This window comes from Variovorax sp. GW821-FHT09D05 (genome assembly GCF_059416325.1).
This window is the reverse complement of record NZ_JBWKOZ010000004.1, coordinates 639,865-660,212: the sequence shown is the minus strand read 5'-3', so window position 1 is coordinate 660,212 and position 20,348 is coordinate 639,865. Positions and strand designations below refer to the sequence as shown.

Genomic DNA, 20,348 nt, shown 5'->3' with positions numbered 1-20,348 from the left:
TTGGTCGCCGCTTCATCTGCAACACTCCTTCCGCCTATGCGGTGGTTAGTGTGTTGCATCGACCGGTTGAATCCGCCGCCCTTACGCGACAGTCACGATTGCCCAAAGCAGACGTTTGGCTGAGTGCGTCACGAGGTTCAAGTCCATCGCGACGTTGAATCAGACCTTCAACTACTAACTACGGCACGCCCCATAGCTGGGAGCGACTGGAGAGGCACCATATTTTCAGTCATTCGGTACAACTGCCGAAACTGCGCAAGACACATGGCTTGCCATCTCTCAATCACGCCAACCGTGATAGACCCCGATGTTCGACTTCGTGATGAGCTTTGGCGCAATAAGCATGAGCGAAGTGTGCGGCACCTTGCCGGCCCGAAGGGATATAACCTCCACAATCGCCTGCGCGGCCATACGATCGGGAAACTGCGCTGCAGATGCTTCGATCAACGAACCCGCATCGCGCAGCCGCTCCTCGATAGCCGGCGCACCATCTACCGCTCCGATGACGACGCTGGTGCGCTTGGCGTGGCGGGCAGCTTGCTCGGCACCAATGGCGGTCGGGTCGTTGATGGCGAACACCGCGTCCAGCTTCGGGTACTTCGCAAGCAGTTCCGTCATGCGATCGAACCCGCCCTCCTTGCCGGCCTTGCCATCCAGCGCGTCCGGCAGGAGCACGACTTGAGGGAATAGAGCGAGAGCGCTCTTGCAGCCCCGGACGCGGTCGAAGATGGCAGTGACCTGCGGGCCGTCGATGATGGCGAGGTTGCCTCTTCCGGACAGCCGCCCGGCCAGAAATTGGCAGACCTGTCTTCCCGCCTCGACGTTGTCGGTCGTGATGGTGAGATCGGCACCATCGACCGGTGCATCCACCGAGAGCAATCGAACACCGCTCTGCTTTGCAGCCTTTACTGCGTCCGTCACCAGGGGCGATGCGATGGGCGTGAGAAGAATGGCATCCGGCTTGCGGGCTGCCGCATCGCGTATCTGAGTGGCCTGTCGCTGGGGGTCGAACCCGCTGAAATCGAGATTGACCTTGGCTCGTCCATGCGTCACGAGCTTGGCGTACTCGTCGGCGCTGCGTCCGACTTTTGCGAAGAACGGATTGTCCTTGTCCGTGACGATGACTTCGACATGTCGAAGCTCATCGGCACTTGCGCCCAGTCCGAAAGAGAAGCAAAGCACCAGGGTCGACAGATGCCGAAAGAGCCACGTAAGGTATTTCATGCGATTCATCGCGGTTGGCGCGGACTGTTCAGTGCGCATACGCCCTCGTTCTCCCCGCTCGCCCTGTACTGCCCCGGGGATGCCCCTCTCAGTGCACGAAAGTGGCGATTGAAATTCGAGATGTTGTTGAAGCCGACCTCGTAGCAGATGCTGCCGATTTGCTTGCGCGTGTGCAGCAGGAGCTGGCAGGCCTTCGCGATGCGCAGGGAAATCACGGCCTCGGTGAAGGTATTTCCGGTGGCTTGCCTGAAATATCGGGAGAAGGCATTCGCCGACATCTTCGCCACCGCGCCCACCTCCGAAAGCGTCAGCTCCTGCATGTAGTTGTCATTGATGAAGTCGAGCACGCGGTAGATCTGCTCCGCGCGCCCAACCGCTTCGGAAGCGATGCGCCTTCGATTCGATGCCGCGAGCGTGCGGTATGTCTTCCAGCGAGAGAGTTCATTCAGGAGAGCTGCGAACTCGGCGAATCGTTCGAGCCCCCGAAGGTTCCTGATGCGCTGAAAACGCTCCACCACGGCGCCATCGAGACCATGAAACTCCACGCCCTGGCGCGCCAGATCCAGCAGCATCTGCGCCTCGCGCAACTCCGGCAGGAACTCCATGCTCCTGCGCAACGGCTCATCGGCAAAACGAAGCGTGAGGCTGCGGGTCCGCTCGCTGTCCCTCGGTATTCCCACGAACGCCAGGTTGTGCGGCAGGCGCGGGCCGATGAGCACGATGCTTCCGGCCGCGAGCCGATGAAACTCTCCTCCCACATAGGCACCGCGATGCGGTGCAATGAGCAAGTGGAGTTCGTAGCCGTGGTGATAGTGGCATCGCCCTGCTTGCCACGCAACGCCGTGTGCCAGGCTGCAAACCGAGGCGTTGAGATCGATGAAGCCAAGAGGCGCCGCTGTCTCCTGGCCCTCCAGGCGCTCGAAGGCCTGCAACTCCAGCGAGAACCGTTGCGTGCCTGCCCGAATGCCGTCCGACGGGCAGGCGAAGTGCGATGCGTTCATTTCAGTTGACGGGCTTGATCGTTTCCGGGTTCATCGTCGTCTGGCGTCCAGACTGGATGGCTTCGATGGCGGCGGCTGCCTTGGCGATATCCACCTTGCTGTTCAGCAATGCGAAGTCGAGGCTAATGCGGCGCGTTTCGCCAGGAGCCAGCGTCGGGACGCGACCGGCGGTCCGCTCCACGCTTCGGTTGGCCGCGTAGCCGGTGGCGGGCTCCAGCCCCGTCACGTAGGCGTCCGCGGCAGCCCCGGTGTTCTTCCACAGATTCAGATAGGGCAGCTCGTTCACCGAATAGGCCATCGTCATCGCCTTGTCGCCCGCCCGGTTGCGCAGCATCACCAGCGTGCGCTGGCTCTCGTCGGCCCACATCTGCACGCCGTACACCTGCTCTTTGAAGCCTGCCACCGGCGCCCGGTAGGTCGCGTATTCGTCCATCGCCTTGCCGGCTTCGCCGTCCAGCGGACGCAACTCCCTGATGGGCGCGACAAAGCGAGATCCCTCCTCGAGCAATGGCGCGCCATAGTTGCCGTGATAGATGATCTGGTACTCCTGCGGCAGGGAGCCGGTGTTGCGGATCTGGTCGGAGATGGTGAACCGGTTCGAACCCACCACCGTCGAGATCTCCGTCCACAGCTCGAGCGCGGCACCGAACATGGATTTCTCGTCCACCCGCCCGCGAATGCGCAGGGTGGTTTTCTCGCCGCGCTCGACGACCACTTCCACTTCCGAGGCCGGGATGTTGCCGATGCGGCCGTGCAGGGTGAGCATGCGGCCGTTGTCCATGCCCGGGTGTCCGGCCCATTCGATGCCGGCGCGCACCATCCATTCGTTGAACCCGTCGAGCCACCCCAACCCGCCCCGGCTCTCGAGGTTCATGTACGCTGGGTTCACCGTCTCCACCACGGGCGACTTCCATCCGAGCGCCACGTCTCCCATCTCGACGCTGCGCACGCTCATGCCGCGCGTGGGCACGACGGCGATCTTCAGCGGGCCGCTGCGCAACTCGACGACGTCGACGCCTTCCTGCTTGCCGCCATGCAGCGAGAACTTCCGGATCGACCATTCGGCCGGGTCCCGCAGCTTGCGGTTGTCGAGCGCCCATGCCTGCACGCGTTTGTTGTCGGCGGCGCTCGACAGAACATAGCGGGTGGTGGTGGTCGCGGACTGGGCGCTTGCCATGACGCAGCAAAGCGCGGCACCCGTGAGTGCCAGGATGAACTTCTTCATACGGTGTTGTCTCCTTCGTTTCTTCTAGGGGTTCGCTTTCGGGAGAAAGCGAAGGAGGATGCTGGCGACAACGGGTTGCGCGGGGATTAACCGGAATCACCAGCGCCGCAACAATTGAAATCCCGGTCCCGGCTGCATAATTTCAATTGTTAACGAGACATCCCGCGCATTAACCCGACGTTCACGCGCACTTGCTGTACTTGAGAGCACTGGAGGTTGGAGACCTTGGAAAGAGATCGCCGCCGAGAAGAACTTTCAATAGGTGTCGTTGCCAAGCACGAAATACTCATCGTCGATGACGACGAGGCGCTTTGCGAAGTACTGGTTGAAGTCCTCGAGATTGCAGGATTCACCGCACGGGCCGTTTCCGACGGAAGCGCCATGTTGTCCGCGTTGGCGCACGGCGCGTTCTCGCTCGTGCTGATCGACCTGCGCCTCAAGCAGGAGGACGGCATGGAGTTGGCGCGGGCGTTGCGGCAGCGCTCGCGCATTCCCATCATCATGCTGACCGGCAAGGGCAACGACACCGACCGCGTCCTGGGCCTCGAGACGGCCGCCGACGACTTTGTCATGAAGCCGTTCGACAACCGAGAGCTGATTGCCCGGATCCGGGCCCTGCTGCGCCGCAGTTCCGAGACCGCCGCTGCGCGCTCCGTACGCCTCGACCCCGTGAGCCACGAGCGATACCGGTTTGCGCACTGGATCTTCAACCTCAGCGCGAGAAAGCTCACGCGCACCGACGGCACCGAATGCGAACTCACGTACGGCGAATTCGCGCTGCTCGAAGTGCTCCTCTCGGCGCCGAATCGCGTCTTCTCGCGCGAGCAGTTGATGGCCAGGACCCACCGGAGCGAGGCGGATTCCATCGACCGCACCATCGATGTGCTGATCCTGCGGCTGCGCAGGAAGATCGAGGCGAATCCCGCCCAGCCGGAGATCATCCGCACGGAGCGTGGCACCGGATACCGGCTGGCTGTCGAGGTGGTGCGCTGCTAGGCGGAAAGCACCAAGCATGAAGCGTGGCATGACCTGGCCAGCCAGCATCCGCGCGCGGTGGATGCTTACCTTCGCGGTGCTCGCGGCAACGACGGTCGTCCTCGCCGCGGTCGGGATGCTGGCGCTGGTCAACACCCGCGCGGCGGTCCAGGGGTTCGACGAAGAGATCCTGCCCAGCGTTGCCAAGTCATTGGCGCTGGCGGAGCGGGTCGCCCACCTCGCCGCGGCCGCGCCCTACATCGCGGAAGTGGCGATTGCCTCCAAGCTGACGCAGGAGAGCGCGGAACTGATGCTCCGCCAGGACGAGGTGGCGCGCCTCGCGGGCGAACTTCCCCTGGCACGGCAATCGGCCTCGGGATTGCCCCAACTCCTGAGCACGCTGCATGCGGTGCTTGGCGAGTTGATCGATCTCAAGCGGCAGGATCTCTTTCTTCGCGAAGACGCGCGTGCGCAGCTCTTTGCGCTGGGCCAGCTCCAGCGCCGTGTGCCTGCCAAGGGCGGCAGGACGGCTGCGTTGCGGCGTGACCTCGACCTGCTGGTGTTGACCCTGCAGGTTGCGCTCTCGGCCCCCAGCGTGGACGAACTGGAGGGCGCCAGGAACGACTACGCGCGGCGCTTCGGCGAGTTCGCGCGGAACGCGGGCGGCGACGACGGACTCTCGATGCTGCAGGCCTTGCCCGAACTCTCCCAGAACATCTTCCTGCTTCGACAGAAGCAGCTCGGGCGCGAGGATCGCAAGGTCTACCTGCTGGCCTCGACCCGCTTCCTCTCCGACGAACTCACCAGCGCGGTCAACCGGCATGTCGCGGAGGTCAGCGCCGACGTCTCGTCGCGCAAGAACCTAGTCACCGTCGCCGTGCGCTCCGGACTGACGGCCGTGGCGGCAACGTTCATGGTGGCAGGGCTTGCGCTGCTGGTCGGGTTCTGGACACTCCGAGAGGCACTGAAGGGGCTGGCGAAAGTGACGTCGGCCATGACTTCGCTGGCCGAAGGCGGTACCGACATCGAGCCAGTGCAGCGGGCGCGTAACGCCGAGATCGACGCCTTGGTCGATGCCTTCGAGATCTTCCGGGCAAACACCCTCGAGATGCGCGCGATGGCCCAGGACATCGACGAGAAAAAGACTCTGCTGCAGACCGTCTTCGACAGCATCGACGACGGACTGAGCGTCTTCGATGCCGAGGGGAGACTTATCGCCTGGAATCCGCCGTACGCGAAGCTGTTAGGCCTGCCTCCCGATGCGGTGCATGCCGGAGCCACGATCGGCGATCTTCAGCGCGCGATGCCAGCGTTAGCGGACGCATCGACCGAGCTCGGCCCCTTCGAGGCAATGAATGCGCCACGGCAGCGCCGGGCCGTCAGTGTGGACCTGCAATTCGAGGATGGGCGCGTCCTCGCCGTGCGCAGCCAGCCGATGCCCCAAGGAGGGTTCGTGACCCTCTACAACGATCTCAGCGAGCGCCGCGCGCTCGAACTGCAGGTTCGCCAGACCCAGAAGATGGACGTGCTCGGTCAGCTCACCGGCGGCGTCGCCCACGATTTCAACAACCTCTTGGCCGCCATCGTCAGCAACCTGCAACTGCTGCAATCCCTGCCGGATCTCTCCGGGCCCGCGAGACGGATCGCCCAGCGGGCGCTCAAAGCGTCCGAACGGGGCGGCGTGCTCACCACCCGCCTGCTGGCCTTCGCACGCAGGCAGCCGTTGCACCGCGAGCGCATTGAGGTTGATCGGCTGCTCGAAGGGCTGGAAGATCTCATCGACTACTCACTGGGCCGAGGGATTCGTGTCGAGCTGATGCTGGAGGCAGGCGGGTCGCAAGTGCTCATCGATGGTGGACAGCTCGAGAACGCCGTCCTCAACCTGGCCTTGAATGCGTCTGCAGCCATGCCAAAGGGCGGACTACTGCGAATCCAGACAAGGCTTGCAACCCAGCATGGCAGCGAAGGCAATGAGCGCCGCGAATTCATCGAGATCACGGTGTCGGACACCGGTTTCGGCATGCCGAGGAGTGTGCTCGACCGCATCTTCGAGCCCTTCTTCTCCACCCGGAAAAGCGATGGCAGCGGGCTGGGCCTGAGCATCGTCTACGGCTTCGTCAAGCAGTCGGGGGGCGACATTCGCGCGAGCAGCATCGTGAACGGCGGGACGTCGTTCGTCATCACGCTGCCGGTTGTCGATGCGTCCTTGCCCGAGACGGGGAGTCCGCCGGCGCCGCCGCAGCAGCCGGTCGCGCTGCGCGGCGTCAGGGTGCTGCTCGTCGAGGACGACATCGACGTTCGCGAGTCGACGCAGGATCTCCTCGAACAGCAGGGTGCACAGGTGATCGCGGTCGGGTCGAGCACCGAGGCGCTGCGCGCCATGGAGCGTGCGGCCTTCGATCTCCTGCTCTCGGATGTCGGTCTTGGCGTCGACGACGATGGCTTGAGCCTGATGCATGCGACCCAGCGCCTCGACCCGACGCTTCGGGTTCTGCTGATGTCCGGCCTGCCGTCGGATCTGCTCGCGCTCCGGTACGGCGCATCGTCGACGCTCCGCATCCTCAGGAAACCCTTTCTCGCCAGCGAGCTCGCTGAGGCCGCTTCCGCTGCACTGCAAGCGCCCTGAGCTCGAGGGCCGGCCGGCGCGCGGACACGCGCCCGCATTTCAATTGTTTCGCTCTCTCGCCTCGTCATTCACTGCGTGTTAACCGCCGGGCGATTCAATCGTCTCCCATACAAGCGGACAGCGCCGCAAAGAGAGACAAACCCATGGCACTGTCCGCCGAACATCCGTTGCTCAGGCTCAGAAACATCTCGAAGAGTTTTGCGGGCATTCCCGCGCTCCTCGATGTGAGCATCGAATTGCATGCGGGCCAGATCCTTGCCCTGATGGGCGAGAACGGCGCCGGAAAGTCGACGCTCATCAAGACGCTGACAGGCGCCTACACCGCCGACCCCGGTGGCCGCTTCGAAATCGACGGCGTCCCGGTGTCGGTGGACTCCCCGGAGAAGGCGCGTGCGCTCGGCATCGCGGTCATCTACCAGGAGCTGAGCCTTTCGCCGAACCTCAGCGTGGCCGAGAACGTCTTCCTGGGCCGCCCTTTGCTGCGACGCGGTCAGATCGATCGCAAGGCCATGGAGCAAGCCTGCACGGGCCTGCTCGAACGGCTTGGCGCCGACTTCAAGGCCACCACCGTCGTGGACGGGCTTTCGATTGCGCAGCGGCAACTCGTCGAGATTGCCCGCGCGCTCCAGTTCGACGCGCGGGTGCTGATCATGGACGAGCCCACGACGCCGCTTTCCGAGAGGGAAACCGTTCGCCTCTTCGCCCTCATCCGAAAGCTTCGCGCCGAAGGATTGGCCATTCTCTACATCTCGCATCGCATGGCGGAGATCTACGAGCTGGCGGATCGCGTGTCCGTGCTCCGGGACGGTCGCTACATCGGGACGCTGGAGCGCCAGGCCATCTCCCACGAGCAACTCGTGCGCATGATGGTGGGCCGCGATGCATCGTACCTCTACAAGCGCGCGGACGTTCGCTCAGACCGCGGGGCGATAGCCCTGGAGGTCCGCGACATGGCCGACGGGCACCGCGTGCATGGTTGTTCGCTGCAGGTGCATGAGGGCGAAGTGCTCGGCATTGCCGGACTCGTGGGTTCGGGGCGGACCGAACTGGCACGCATGATCTTCGGCGCCGAATCCCCCGAGCGCGGCGAGGTGCTGATCGGCGGCGTTCGCCTCAGTGCTGGCTCTCCGGACAAGGCCATTCGCGCCGGCCTGGTCTACCTGACCGAGGACCGGAAAGGGCAGGGGCTTTTCCTCGACGCCAGCATTCTCGAAAACATCAATGTCATCGCGGCCCGCCGCGATGCGTTTGGTCCCGGAATACTGAACCGGGCGCGGGGCCGGTTTCGAGCCGGGCGCGCCGTTCTCTCCCTGGGCATTCGCACCGCAGGACTGCACGTCAACGTCGGTCGTCTCTCGGGCGGCAACCAGCAGAAGGTCTTGCTGGCACGGCTTCTCGAACTGTCGCCGCGCGTGCTGATCCTGGACGAACCCACGCGGGGCGTGGACATCGGCGCCAAGGCCGAGATCTACCGAACGATCGATGCCCTCGCCGAGCACGGCGCGGCCGTCATCGTCATCTCCAGCGACCTGCCGGAAATCACCGGCATCGCCGACCGGATTCTGGTGATGCGCGACGGGCGCATCGCCGGCGAGGTCGGCCACGGAACCGCGACGCCGGCCACGCAGGAGGCGGTCATCGCGCTCGCCACCGCCGAAGCCGGGACGGTTGTCGCATAGCCACTTCACCCACAGACACAACTGCCGCCTGGCCACTCGAGATCATGAAACCCTCCGAACTTGCTTTCCAAGGTTCCGCCGCCTCTGCCACCGTATCCGCCGGAGCGCCGAAGCGGCGTTGGCACGGAGGCCACCTGCGCCGGCTCGGGATGCTGCCGGTGCTGCTGCTCCTGTGCGTATTGTTCGGGCTCGGCTCCGAGTCCTTCTTCACTTCGCAGAACGCGTCGATCGTGGCGCAGCAGGCAGCGATCAACATCGTGCTCGCAACGGGGATGACCTTCGTGATCCTCACGGGCGGCATCGACCTGGGCGTGGGGTCCGTGCTGGCGGCGTCGGCGGTGGTGGCGATGATCCTCTCGCTGTCGCAGGAGTTCGCGATGCTCAGCATTCCGGCGGCGCTGCTGTGCGGCCTGCTGTTCGGGCTCGTCAATGGCGTGCTGATCGCCAAGTGGAAACTGCCGCCGTTCATCGTCACGCTCGGGTCGCTGACCGCCGTGCGCGGACTGGCGCGCCTGATGGCCGGCGACCAGACGGTGATGAACATCAACCTGCCCTACGCGTTCATCGGCAACGGGACCCTGTTCGGCATCTCTTGGCTCGTGGTCATCGCGCTAGTCGTGGTGGCGCTCGCCTGGTTCGTGCTGCGCCGCACGGTGCTGGGTCTGAACATCTACGCAGTGGGCGGCAACCCGGAGGCCGCACGCCTGTCGGGCATCCACGTCGGCACGGTGCTCATCGTGGTCTACGGCATCTCCGGCCTGCTGTCGGGACTGGGCGGCGTCATGTCGTCGGCCCGGCTGTATGCGGCCAACGGTCTCCAGCTGGGCCAGTCCTACGAGCTCGATGCCATTGCGGCGGTCATTCTCGGGGGCACGAGTTTCGTCGGCGGCACCGGCTCGATCGTCGGAACCCTGATCGGCTGCCTGATCATCGCGGTGCTCACGAACGGCTTGATCCTCATGGGTGTGTCCGACATCTGGCAGTACATCGTCAAGGGCATGGTCATCATCGGCGCCGTCGCGCTGGACCGCTACCGCCAGACGAGCAGCATCCGCACCTGAATTCCAACCGTGCCCCAGCACATCGCGCGGCAAGGTTGGCCTGGCGCCGCGCCGCGAAGCCTTTTCAACGCCAGGCAGGAGACATGAAGAAATGAATCGACTCTCGAAGATCTCTGCGGTGTTTGCCGCAGCTTTCATGCTGAGCAGCGTGGCCAACGCCAGGGAGCTCAACGGCGTGGGCATCACCCTCGGCTCGCTGGGCAACCCCTTCTTCGTCGCGATCTCGAAGGGCGCGGAAGCCAAGGCCCGGCAGATCAACCCGAAGGTCCGCTTCACCGCGGCCTCCGCCGACTACGACCTGAACAAGCAGGTCTCGCAGATCGAGAACTTCGTGTCCGCGGGCGTCGACCTGATCCTCATCAATGCGGTCGATCCGAAGGCCATCGCCCCCGCGATCGAGCGCGCGAAGAAAGCCGGCATCGCGGTCGTCGCCGTGGACGCGGGCGCCGATGGCGCGGATGCCGTGGTGAGCACGGACAACGTGCGCGCTGGCGAGCTCGCATGCGAATACATCGTGAAATCGCTGGGCGGCAAGGGCAACGTGATCATCCAGAACGGCCCGCCCGTCACCGCGGTGACCGATCGGGTCACGGGTTGCAAGAACGTCCTGGGCAAGGCCAAGGACATCAAGGTGCTTTCGAGTGACCAGGACGGAAAGGCCTCCCGCGAAGGCGGCCTGAACGTCATGCTCGCGCACCTGACACGCTTTCCCAAGGTCGATGCCGTCTTCGCCATCAACGACCCCCAGGCGGTCGGCTCCGACCTGGCGGCCAAGCAACTGGGCCGCAAGGGCATCGTGATCACCTCGGTGGACGGTGCGCCCGACATCGAGCAAGCGCTCCAGTCGGACACCCTGGTCCAGGCCTCCGCGAGCCAGGACCCCTGGGCCATGGCGCAGAAGGCCGTGGAGGTGGGGGCCGGCTTGATTGGCGGACAGAAGCCTGCCAACCCTGCCGTGCTGCTCGAGCCCAAGCTCATCACGCGCGAGAACGTCAAGAGCTACCAGGGTTGGGGCGCCCGCCGATAGGCGCCTTGCGCGCGCAGGTCGCGTGCTACGCTCCTGCGGGCTTGCATGTGCATGTGCATGTGCATGTGCATGGTCCGGGCGACGCGCGCGGCGTCGCCTGACGTGCTTCGAGGCAATGGAGTCATCACGGCATGGTCACGATTCGCAAACTGCTCGCAGGGGTGCTTCTCGCCGCTCTTTTCGCCGGTGCCGGCGGGGTCCGCGCCGATGAAAAAAAGAGCGCACCGGGACTGCATGTGGGACTAATCGTCAGCGACCTGCGCAATCCGTTCTTCATGCAGATTGCGCGCGCCGTGGAATCGGGCATGAGCACCGGGGCGCCCCGGACGTCCCGGCTCACCGTGGTGTCGAGCGGCTTCGATCACACGCGCCAAGCCGAGCAGTTCGATGCGCTGATCCGCCAGCGCGCGAGCCTGATCATCGTCACCCCGATCGACCCGGTCAGGATCGCCGTGCAGATCGCCACGGCCCACGAGGCCGGCATCAAGGTCGTCGCACTCGATGCCGCCGCGCGCGGGGCCGACCTGACCATCATGACGAACAACATCCTCGCCGGAAGGATGGCCTGCGAACATCTCGGGCGAGAACTCAAGGGCGAAGGAGAGATCGCCATCATCCACGGCCCGCCGAACTCCGCGGTGGTCGATCGCGTGCGCGGATGCCGCGAGGCACTCGTCGGCTTTCCATCCCTGCGCCTGATGTCGGAGGCGCTCGACGGCGGTGCGAGCAAGGAGGGCGGACTCGAGCAGATGACGAGGCTGCTCGCCAGCTTCCCCCGCCTGGCCGGCGTGTTCACCATCAACGACCCGACCGCCATCGGCGCCGAGGTCGCCGCGCGAACCACCGGGAGAAACGACGTGGTCATCACTGCCGTCGACGGCTCGCCGGAGGTCGCACGCCGCCTGGCCGACGCCCGGTCGCTGATCTCGGCAACAGCCGCGCAGGCGCCGGCCATGATGGGCCGCCGTGCCGTCGAGTTCGGGCTGGCCATGGTGAAAGGCAAGGCGCCGGCCGAAAGCCTTGTGCTGCTGACGCCCATGCTCGTGACGCGCGAAAACGTCAAGGCATACCAAAGCTGGTAGCAACGTGTACGCCTGTGCCCAGGTTCGTGCCTTTGGGCGGCTGCCGGAGAATCAATCCGGACACAACCCCCGTGCCCAGACGGTCGCGAATTCCTGGTTGAGGATTTCGAAGATCCTGGCCGACGATGATCTCCGTGCGAGGGCACCGTGCAGGTGACCGGGTGGAACTCTTGCCTGATCACATGCACGCAGCTACAGGCACCAGGGGAGCCAGGGCAACCATTCATTTCATTTGCATCTTTTACTCAGAGCAAATCAGCCGGCGCATCATGCCTTGTGCATGTCGTATTGATGCACTTTGGGTCTCGGCTCGACCCACCCGGCCGCTCCGGTATCCAACTACTTCAATTGGAGACCCAAATGAAAAAATTCATTCCCAGAGCCATCGCCAGCCTCCTGATCGCAGGGGCAATCTTGCCGGCCGCCGCCAAGGAGAAAGTCGTCGACCGGAGCATCACGGAAGCGGAAGTCCTGGGGGCCCAGCAGGCCTGGTGCAAGGCGCTGGTCGACATCAGCGCTGCGAATTCCAGCGGAGGGCAGCCGGCCGCCAGGGCGCTGGCCGAGAAGGTCATCGACAGCGCTTACGCCTACCAACTGGGCGCAGTGCTGTTCAAGCCGACGCTCACGACATCGCCGCAGACCTTCCGCACCGCTCGCGACGGCGCGCTGGCGTACTTCGTGGGCGGCAACCCTGCCTTTCCCAACGACACCGGCTTCGCCCTGAAGGGCTGGACTAAATGCGAGATTGCCAACACTGCCGTACTCATCCATGGCGACGTGGCCAGCACGCTGGGTAACGTGCTGTTCACTGACCCGGACGGCAAGGTCACCACGGTCGACAAGACCTGGACTTTCGTGAAGGACGGTGCCGGCAAGCTGCGCATCGTCGTGCATCACTCGTCGCTGCCGTACGCTGGCCGTTGAACACCGCGTTCGAGTGCCGGCAGGCCCAGGATCTAGGGCGGCGCCTTCATCGGGTGATGAAGGCCCCTCGGAGGACCGTCATTGGTGGCTCAAAGGCGCGAATCGGTGGCAGCACGACATCGTAGCGCTCGACCTGCACCGTGGTGAATTGCCCCACGCAACCCTGCGCCAGTGATGAGGTGCCGATGTCGCGCGTCAACACATTAGGGTTGCCGTGCATGTTTGCACTTCGAGCGGCAGTGGCCAGAGTGGCCGAACGCCTGTCTGTCTTGGGTCAGTAGGCACCCATGTAGTCGCGCTTGCCGATCTCCATACCGTTGTGACGCAAGATGGCATAGGTGGTGGTCACGTGGAAGAAAAACTGCGGCAGTCCATAGTGCAAAAGATATGCGCTTGCGGTCAGCTTCTTTTCCTTGGGGGTGCCGGGGCGCAATACGATCTCGCGGCTTTCGCTGGAATCAAATTGCTCAGGCTTGAAGGAGCCGATATGGGCCAAAGCTTTGGCGATCAACGCTTGCAGGTCGGCGAAGCTGACCTCGGTGTCGGGCCAGGACGGCACCTCGGCACTAGCCAGGCGGGAGGCAATGCCCTTGGAGAAGTCTGCGGCGATCTGTACCTGACGTACCAGCGGAAACATGTCAGGGAACAGCCGCGCCTGCAGCAGCGCATTTGGATCGATATTTCTTTGCGTCGCCTGGTCTTCGGCCTTCTTGAGCACGTCGGACAGGGCGCGCAGCATCTGCTGCATGACGGGAACGGAGGCGTTGTACAGCGGGCTAGTCATGGTGAGTTCACTTCAAAAATTGGGCACGATGGCCGGAGTTGGCGTGGCAGGGGCCCTGCCGACCATGTAAGGCTAACAGCAGGGCGAACTGAATCGCCCCGGCTTTTGTGGCTAGCTTTTCTTCCCGCTGGTAGTCGGAGCAGCCGCGTTGAAGGGCAGTTCACTGGCAAGAAGCGGACGTCAATTGCAGACGCACGACAGACCGCGATCGCTGCTAAGCCGGCAGTCAATGCATTGATTCAAACTTCAGCTTGAGGGCCCGTAGCAGTAAGCAACTCGAGCTGAAAAGCGCGATAGCTGCAGCCTCTCGAATCGAATGGCGCCTAGGACGTCGCGTGAGTTCGCAACAACGGGGCGATCTGTCAGTTGGCCCTATCGGTAAACGACTTGTTGGCTCCAATGTTGCTTGGGTGGAGTGCGGCATTCACTCGCACCCGTTCGTGAGGTGCACAGCGCCCCTGCCGCGAGGGCGCGCGTTAAAATCCCAGCCGTCTTTCTTCTACCTAGGTCAATGCGCGCTTCAAGCCATGAGTGTCGGCGCAAAAGGACGGCGGCTTGGTGGGTAAAAGACGGAACTCCGGGACAACTTCTAGTTACTGACGCGCGTCAAACTCAACCTTACCCGGCAAAGCAGCGCGACTTATGTAGCCCGGGGGGTTGTCTCGGACTTTGTTGCTCGCGGTTTGCGCCATACGGAGTCGACTCGCGCGGTTGTCTCAGACTTCAGAGCGTCTGGGCGAAGTCGTCGTTCCGACATTTCGCTGATGATCGTGTCTCGGACATTATTGGCAAAGAACAACTGGTTGATCTGGCTCAATAAAGTCGTAAACGGGGCAATAGTGTCGTAAACACTCCTGGGTGTTGATTTCCATCTCGAAGCGCCCCAGTTTTCCGTGAGGCGTTGAGCCGCATGCAGCATTCAGCCTGCCTGATGAACAATGCTCAGGAAGGACATTGCAACGGGTCAACGCTCGATGGAAATGTGGGTCGAGCGAGGGCGGAAATCCACAGCCATTCCGATAGATCCCAGAACAAGACCGAACACGGCACTTCGTCGGCCAGAGAAAGGCAACCGACTCGCCTCGTAACAGCATCGACGCCTCCGGCTACTGATCGCCGTCGCCTTTCGATTCGCGCGAACGCCTGGGGATGAAGAAGGAGGAAACGACCATGGCCAAGCCAACAAGCACGACCAAGTACTTCCCTCCCCAAGGGTCGATGAGACGTGTCAGCCAGTAGAAGAAATAAGGAAGCGGTGACTTCATCCCACCGCTATGCGTTGGCAAACCTTCTGGCATGCCCATCGCGATGGCGATCAGTGCGCAACCAGTGAAGAACAAGATTCCTTTCATCGCCGGAGCAATCTGGTACCGGAGCGCCAGTTGTCTTTCACGTCCTTCGCGTTGCTATAGGGATCGATGCTCGGATCGTACGGAAGCTGAAACGCGGGATCTCTGCCCGCCGATATACAGCGACACCCCGCAGGCGCATCGGCGGTGGAGCGTGCAGGAGGCAGAAAGTCCGTCGAACTCTTGATGTCATTGGGCCTGCAGACTGATCCGCTCGAGCAATCCCACTGGACACATGGCAAATCCAAGGGAGCCCCTGGGTATGCAGGGTTGGGGGTCTGGGTCATGTTTGCCCCAGCCTCATACGCAGCACTGCGTGGAAGATTGCTCTGCGGTGTCTGGATGGACCCGGGGCCATGCCGTTCCCACTGGCGTCGGTTGTAGGCGTTGCCTCCCGGCGTCGCCTGCCGCAGGTTCCTCAGGCCTTCCGGATCCGTGAAGCCCAGCGGATTCGCATCGACATAGCCGAACCGATTCCACCCACCATCCAGCCCGATCGGGTCCGGCTGGCTGTAGCGCCCCAACCTCGCGTCGTAGCTGCGAAAGTAGTTGTAGAACAGTCCCGACTCCTCGTCCGCGTACTGCCCCGGATACCGCAGGTTGAACTTCACTTCTGCGATGTTCGTGGTGCCTGGATTCGGTGTCACCTCCAGATTGGCGAACCGGTTCTTCGCCAGCGTCGGCTTGTCCTCTCCGAACGCGCTGTAGCCCCATTGCCAGACTGCCTGTCCGGTCGCATCGGTGAGCTTGCGCGGCGTGTTCAGGTGATCGCTGTGCACCGCATACGTGGTGCCATTGACCACGGCGACGATCGGCATCGGCCCATTGGCTGTCGGCAGGTAGATGTACTGCGCCTCGCCCGAACTGTTCGTGCCGCCGCTGCCCACCTCCGCAATCAGGCTGCCCTGTTCGTCGTAGACATAGGCGTAGCCGAGCTGCTCGGCTTGTGTCGTGGTCGGGCTCCACAGCTTGGTGAAGAACGCCACGAGACTGTTCCAGAAGCCCGGGTCGTTCTCGTCGCCCTGGCTGGGCGGGTACAGCGGCTCGGTCTTGAACACGCGCTGGCCCAAGGCGTTGTGTGCGTAGCGCGTGGTCGGGCTGACATCGTTGGCGCCCGTGGTGGCCGTGGCCAGGCGGCCTTCCGCGTCGTAACCATAGCTTCTGAGGCCATCGCTCGTCAGGTCGCCGTTGGCGTTGTAGCCATAGGCGACGCTGGTGCTGCTGGTGCCGTTGATGGTCTGGCTGAAGCCGGCGAGGCGGTTGCTGCCCGACTCCAGGGTGTAGCCGCGGCTGGTGGTCTGGCCTGCCAGAACCCGGGTACTCGCCATCCGGTTGCCGTTGGCGTCATAACTGAAGCTGGCGCTGTCGCCAGGACCAGTGAAGCTGACGATGCGGCCCGTCGCGCTGTAACCGACTATCCAGGTGTTGTCGGCCACTGCAATGGTGGTGTGAGTCGGATCGCTGTCGGCAGGGCCCCACAGGTTCTGCGTAAGGCTGCCGATGCGCCCGGCCGCGTCGTAGGTGTAGCTGCTGAACTCGGTTTGGGTGAGACGCGTGGCGCTGTCGTAGCTGCGGTTGGCCGCGAGCTTCGGGCTGGTGCTGGTGAAGGCCCAGTTCCATCCCGTGGGCTGGCCCAGGGCATTCCAGGTGACGGCATCGATCAGCGGGGCACCGTTCCAGCCGAGCTGCAGAAGGCGGCCGGTCGTGTCGTAGAAGTGGCTGAGCACGCCGCCGCCCGGATACGTGACGCTGGCGAGTTGGCCGGTGGCGGTGTTGTAGGTATAGGCAACTTGCTGAACGCTGCCCGTAGTTGCGCCTGTCGCCAGGGTTTGCTTCTTGAGAGTGACGCGCCCGTGGATGTCTCGCGTGTACTCCGTGATGCCGGAGCGGTCGATGATCTCGCTGAGGTAGCCCTTGCTGTTGGTGCTCAGGTCGTAGCGCAAGGTCGTGGTCTTGCCGTCGGCGAAGACGAGGCTGGTCGGACGTCCCAGCGCATCGCGGGTGATGCTCGTGGCCTGGCCGAGCGCATCGATGATCTGGCTGGGCAGGCCGAGGGCGTCGTACTGGCTGCTGCGAGGGCCGCTGTCAGCGCTGGCTTCTGCGGTGGCGTTGCCCAGCGCGTCGCGGCTGTAGCTGGTGGCGACCGCGTTGAAGTCGCTGGCCTGGGTGATGGCATCGAGCGCGTTGTAGCCGAGGCCGGCACTGGCGTTGGCCGCGTCAGTGATGGTCTTGACGCGGGCCAGCGCGTCGAGGCTCCAGCTCATGGTCTGGTTCAGCCCATTGGTCTGGGCGATGCGATCACCACTCGCGTCGTAGCTGAAGCTCTCGTTCTGATTGGTCCCTTGCGTCTGGGTGGCGACGCGGTTGAGCTTGTTGATCGTGCGCGCAGTCGTCCACGCGATCGAGCCGGAACTGTTGAGTGTCTGCTCCGTCAGGCGGTTGCCGGCCGCATCGAGGGTGTAGGTGCCGCTCTCGCCACGGTTGTTGCTCCAGCCGGTCAGGCGTTGCGCAGCGTCATAGGTGTAGCTGGTGACCAGCCCGGTCGGCAGCGAGGTGGTCGCAATCGTGCCGGTGGGGTGATAGGTCAGGGTCGTGGTCTGCCCAGGTCCCGTGCCCACGGTGCGCGTGAGCAGCCGGTCGTACGCATCCCACGTGAAAGTGGTGACCAGGCCGTTCGGGTCCGTCTGGCTCGTGAGGCGGTTGGCCGTGTCGTAGGTGTAGGCGGTGATGTGGCCCAGCGCGTTGGTCGCGCTCTGCACATTCCCGCGGGTGTCGTACGCGTAGGTGGTGACGGCACCGTTGGGTTCGGTGTGCGTATGGACCAGGCCTTCGGTCGTGTAGGTCCGCTGGCTTGTGCGAGCGGTGCCGGATGTGCCGCCGGTGTCAGTGATCGTCTCGGTGAGCAGCTTGCCGCTGGTGTCGTAGGTGTACGCCGCCTCCTGGCCGGTCCGCGCGATGAGCGTGGGCACCGGTAGCGTGGTGTCCCAGGTCGTGGCAATGGCTCTTTGCTCGGGTGCGCCGAGCGCTTCCGTGCGCGAAGCCTCCAGGCCGCGGGTGTTGTAGTTGAAGCTGGTGACGCTGCCGGTCGCATTGGTCTGACTCGACAGCAGGCCTCGGGCGTCGTAGGTGAACGACGAGTTGCTGGCCGGGCAGCCCGGTGCCGGCTCGCCCTGGATCTGGGAGATGCGCTTGACGCCATTGACGACGACGTAGTGATAGGTCGTGGCCCGGCCCACCGGATCGGTCACGGTCGTCGTGCCGTTGGCGTTGTAGGCCACTTGCGTGAGCCCGGCATTGCCTGCGTGCGTGGTGCTCGTCGCGCGACCCAGCGAGTCGTAGGCGTAGGTAGCGAAGCGCACACCCAGTTCATCGGTCACGCCCGTGAGAAAGCGCGGGTTGGCGGCGTTCTCGTAGTGGTACGTGCGGCTCGTCACGTTGGAGCCGGCGGTCTTGGTGACAGAGGTGAGCCGGTTGGTGGTGTCGTAGTTGTAGGCGACGCTGAAGTTGGGCGTGGTCAGCGTGCGCGGCTGGAAGTGGGCGTCCTCCGTGTAGCTAATGCTGTTGCCGAAGCCGTCCGTCACGGTCACGGAGCCATTGGTGCCGTAAGAGAGGCTGTGATACCAGCCATCGGGATGGGTCTGCTTCGTCAGGCGGCCGGTGGTGTTGAACTCGTACCGGGTGTTGTCCACGTCGACATAAAGCCAGCCGGAACCCGTTTGCGTGAGTGTGCCGAGTTCGTCCGCATCGGGCGTGATGGTCGAGCCGCTGCGCGCGAACGGCGACTCACGCCCATTTGCGTGCAGCAGCACGGCCTCGGTCGCACTGATCCTCAGGCGCATGGCGTACGAGTAGCGCCAGTAGCCGTCGGCGCTGTTGAAGATGCGTGCGAACCGCAGAGGATATTGCGTGGACGCGCTGCGGAAGTCTTCTTCCTCCTGTACCTTGTTGCCCATCGCGAAGTTGATGGGGTTGCCGGTGCACGACTGCGGTCCGTTGCGCTCGGTGCCGTCGCCCTTGTTCTTGCGCGGAATGACGTCGGAGGTGTCGTAGTAGACCGTCATGTAGTCCGACGCGCTGCATCCGCCGACGCTGCCGGAGACTGCCAGGTAGTTCGGGCCGGAACGCAGCGTGACGGGCACGCCGCGTCCTTCCAGGAACGACACGACGGCGGTGAAGGACCCGGAGTAGCTGAAGAACGGCGAACCGTTGAGCGTGGCGGTCACGGTGCCGGCGTCACCGGTGGTGGCATCACCGCCGCCGGTCCCAAACACCGTGATGTTGGGCGAGGTGACCTTGGCACCCTTACTGGGCGATGTGAAGTTCAGTGAGCAGGCCGCCTGGGCCCATCCGGAAATGCCCAGCAGCGTGAGCACTGCAGCGCCTTGCAGGGCGAGTCGCTTGAGCTGGCGATGGTTGAAGCTGCCGTGCGCGGCAGTCGCGTCGAAATGCATGCGTGACCCTCGTTGATTCTTTTGAATTCGGATGCATTGCGCTGTGTGGCAATGATCGGAACGAGCGTAACGACATGTTCAATGAAGCAATCAAATGTCCATTTCTGGCTTCTGTGATTGCTCCTCGAAAGGATTACTTTGACCTCCTCAAGACTTCACCCGAGGTTTCGAGGTCGCACCTCACAGGACAACAGGTATCGTTTCGCGGAACTCCCGCACAGACTTCACGTTGGCTCTGATGGGGGCGCGCACACTGCCTCTCGACAGCGGTTCGGCGCTGGTAGAGGCCAGGGAGAAAAAAGCCGCTCAGGGACCCGCCTCGATGCCGACCGCTGTCGCTCTTCATGCTTAGTCAGCTTGCAGGCATGTATTGCTTGAGCGACAGCGGCTCAAAAACTATGCACACCGATGACCCCGAAGATCAGTCACGATCTTCGTAGTAGCGGCGGTGCTGCTCGCGCTCCCATTGCCGGCGGCGCCATTCACGACGCTCCGCGCGACGCTCTTCCCATCGCTCTGCACGACGTTCCTCCCAATGAGAGCGAGGCTCGTAGTAGACAGGTGCCGGAACGGAGTACACCGGCGGTGCAGGCTGATAGTAGGTCGGGGCTGGACGTGAATAAGCAGGCCCGGGCGCGTAGTAGACCGGTGCGGGCTCGCTCACGACCACGCCGGGTACGCTGACGCCAATGGACCAACTCGTGCCCGCATTGGCCGATGCGGCGGTAAACAAGGTACCGGCGGCAACGAAACCCGCAGCAGCTAGCTTGAAAACGGTTCGCGAAAACGTCATTTCATCTCCTGGAGAGCGAGAAATCGCCCTGATGCGTATCCAACGCCCTGTCGTGCGACGCCGCGCACATCGCTACGGTGAAGAACGTTCCCAAATGTCACGTTGCAGGCCGGAGCTGGCGCGCCGAAGTGCAGCTTGCAAACCCGC

At 63.6% G+C, this 20,348-nt stretch carries 15 protein-coding genes; 7 read left to right on the top strand and 8 right to left on the bottom strand.

Annotated elements, in window-relative coordinates; translation table 11 throughout:
- Positions 1-279: 279 nt before the first annotated feature.
- The 3 genes from AC07O3_RS14250 to AC07O3_RS14240 are packed head-to-tail and all read right to left on the bottom strand — an operon-like array spanning position 280 to position 3,450.
- Positions 280-1,263: a substrate-binding domain-containing protein gene (locus AC07O3_RS14250; RefSeq protein ID WP_495339624.1), complete on the bottom strand. Its 984-nt coding sequence runs from the start codon at positions 1,261-1,263 to the stop codon at positions 280-282.
- Entirely contained in the window at positions 1,230-2,225 is a 996-nt protein-coding gene (locus AC07O3_RS14245; RefSeq protein ID WP_495339623.1) for a helix-turn-helix domain-containing protein, read from the bottom strand. The genes AC07O3_RS14250 and AC07O3_RS14245 overlap by 34 nt, the downstream gene beginning before the upstream one ends.
- A 1-nt stretch (position 2,226) precedes the next feature.
- The gene (locus tag AC07O3_RS14240; protein WP_495339622.1) at positions 2,227-3,450 is read right to left on the bottom strand and encodes an aldose 1-epimerase family protein; all 1,224 of its coding nucleotides are present in this window, start codon (positions 3,448-3,450) and stop codon (positions 2,227-2,229) included.
- Between the two features lie 225 nt (positions 3,451-3,675).
- Between AC07O3_RS14240 and AC07O3_RS14235 the strand changes: the two genes are divergently transcribed.
- From AC07O3_RS14235 to AC07O3_RS14205, 7 genes are all read left to right on the top strand, one after another.
- Positions 3,676-4,446 carry a response regulator gene (locus tag AC07O3_RS14235; protein ID WP_495339621.1) on the top strand — a complete coding sequence of 257 codons (771 nt, stop codon included), beginning with the start codon at positions 3,676-3,678 and terminating at the stop codon, positions 4,444-4,446.
- A 28-nt stretch (positions 4,447-4,474) separates the two neighbouring features.
- Positions 4,475-7,051, top strand: coding sequence for a PAS-domain containing protein (locus tag AC07O3_RS14230; RefSeq protein ID WP_495339620.1), 2,577 nt, complete (start codon positions 4,475-4,477; stop codon positions 7,049-7,051).
- A 143-nt stretch (positions 7,052-7,194) separates the two neighbouring features.
- The gene (locus tag AC07O3_RS14225) at positions 7,195-8,730 is read left to right on the top strand and encodes a sugar ABC transporter ATP-binding protein (RefSeq protein ID WP_495339619.1); all 1,536 of its coding nucleotides are present in this window, start codon (positions 7,195-7,197) and stop codon (positions 8,728-8,730) included.
- Positions 8,731-8,774: 44 nt separating this feature from the next.
- Entirely contained in the window at positions 8,775-9,791 is a 1,017-nt protein-coding gene (locus AC07O3_RS14220; protein ID WP_440534462.1) for an ABC transporter permease subunit, read from the top strand.
- A gap of 136 nt (positions 9,792-9,927) precedes the next feature.
- Positions 9,928-10,818, top strand: a complete 891-nt coding sequence (locus tag AC07O3_RS14215; protein ID WP_495339634.1) for an ABC transporter substrate-binding protein — start codon at positions 9,928-9,930, stop codon at positions 10,816-10,818.
- Between the two features lie 131 nt (positions 10,819-10,949).
- On the top strand, positions 10,950-11,900 hold the full coding sequence (locus tag AC07O3_RS14210; protein ID WP_495339618.1) for a substrate-binding domain-containing protein: 951 nt from the start codon (positions 10,950-10,952) through the stop codon (positions 11,898-11,900).
- 360 nt (positions 11,901-12,260) lie between these two features.
- Positions 12,261-12,824 (top strand): metal-independent carbonic anhydrase family protein, encoded by a 564-nt coding sequence (locus AC07O3_RS14205; RefSeq protein ID WP_495339617.1) that lies wholly within the window; start codon positions 12,261-12,263, stop codon positions 12,822-12,824.
- Between the two features lie 46 nt (positions 12,825-12,870).
- On the opposite strand, the gene AC07O3_RS14200 is transcribed toward AC07O3_RS14205, so the two are convergent.
- The 5 genes from AC07O3_RS14200 to AC07O3_RS14180 form a co-directional block, all read right to left on the bottom strand.
- Positions 12,871-13,044 carry a hypothetical protein gene (locus tag AC07O3_RS14200; protein ID WP_440534466.1) on the bottom strand — a complete coding sequence of 58 codons (174 nt, stop codon included), beginning with the start codon at positions 13,042-13,044 and terminating at the stop codon, positions 12,871-12,873.
- A 54-nt stretch (positions 13,045-13,098) separates the two neighbouring features.
- Positions 13,099-13,608: a DUF1993 domain-containing protein gene (locus tag AC07O3_RS14195; protein WP_495339616.1), complete on the bottom strand. Its 510-nt coding sequence runs from the start codon at positions 13,606-13,608 to the stop codon at positions 13,099-13,101.
- Positions 13,609-14,714: 1,106 nt separating this feature from the next.
- Positions 14,715-14,960, bottom strand: coding sequence for a hypothetical protein (locus AC07O3_RS14190; protein ID WP_093078682.1), 246 nt, complete (start codon positions 14,958-14,960; stop codon positions 14,715-14,717).
- The gene (locus AC07O3_RS14185; RefSeq protein WP_495339615.1) at positions 14,957-19,408 is read right to left on the bottom strand and encodes an RHS repeat-associated core domain-containing protein; all 4,452 of its coding nucleotides are present in this window, start codon (positions 19,406-19,408) and stop codon (positions 14,957-14,959) included. The genes AC07O3_RS14190 and AC07O3_RS14185 overlap by 4 nt, the downstream gene beginning before the upstream one ends.
- Positions 19,409-19,829: 421 nt before the next feature.
- On the bottom strand, positions 19,830-20,201 hold the full coding sequence (locus tag AC07O3_RS14180; RefSeq protein ID WP_495339614.1) for a hypothetical protein: 372 nt from the start codon (positions 20,199-20,201) through the stop codon (positions 19,830-19,832).
- Positions 20,202-20,348: the final 147 nt, after the last annotated feature.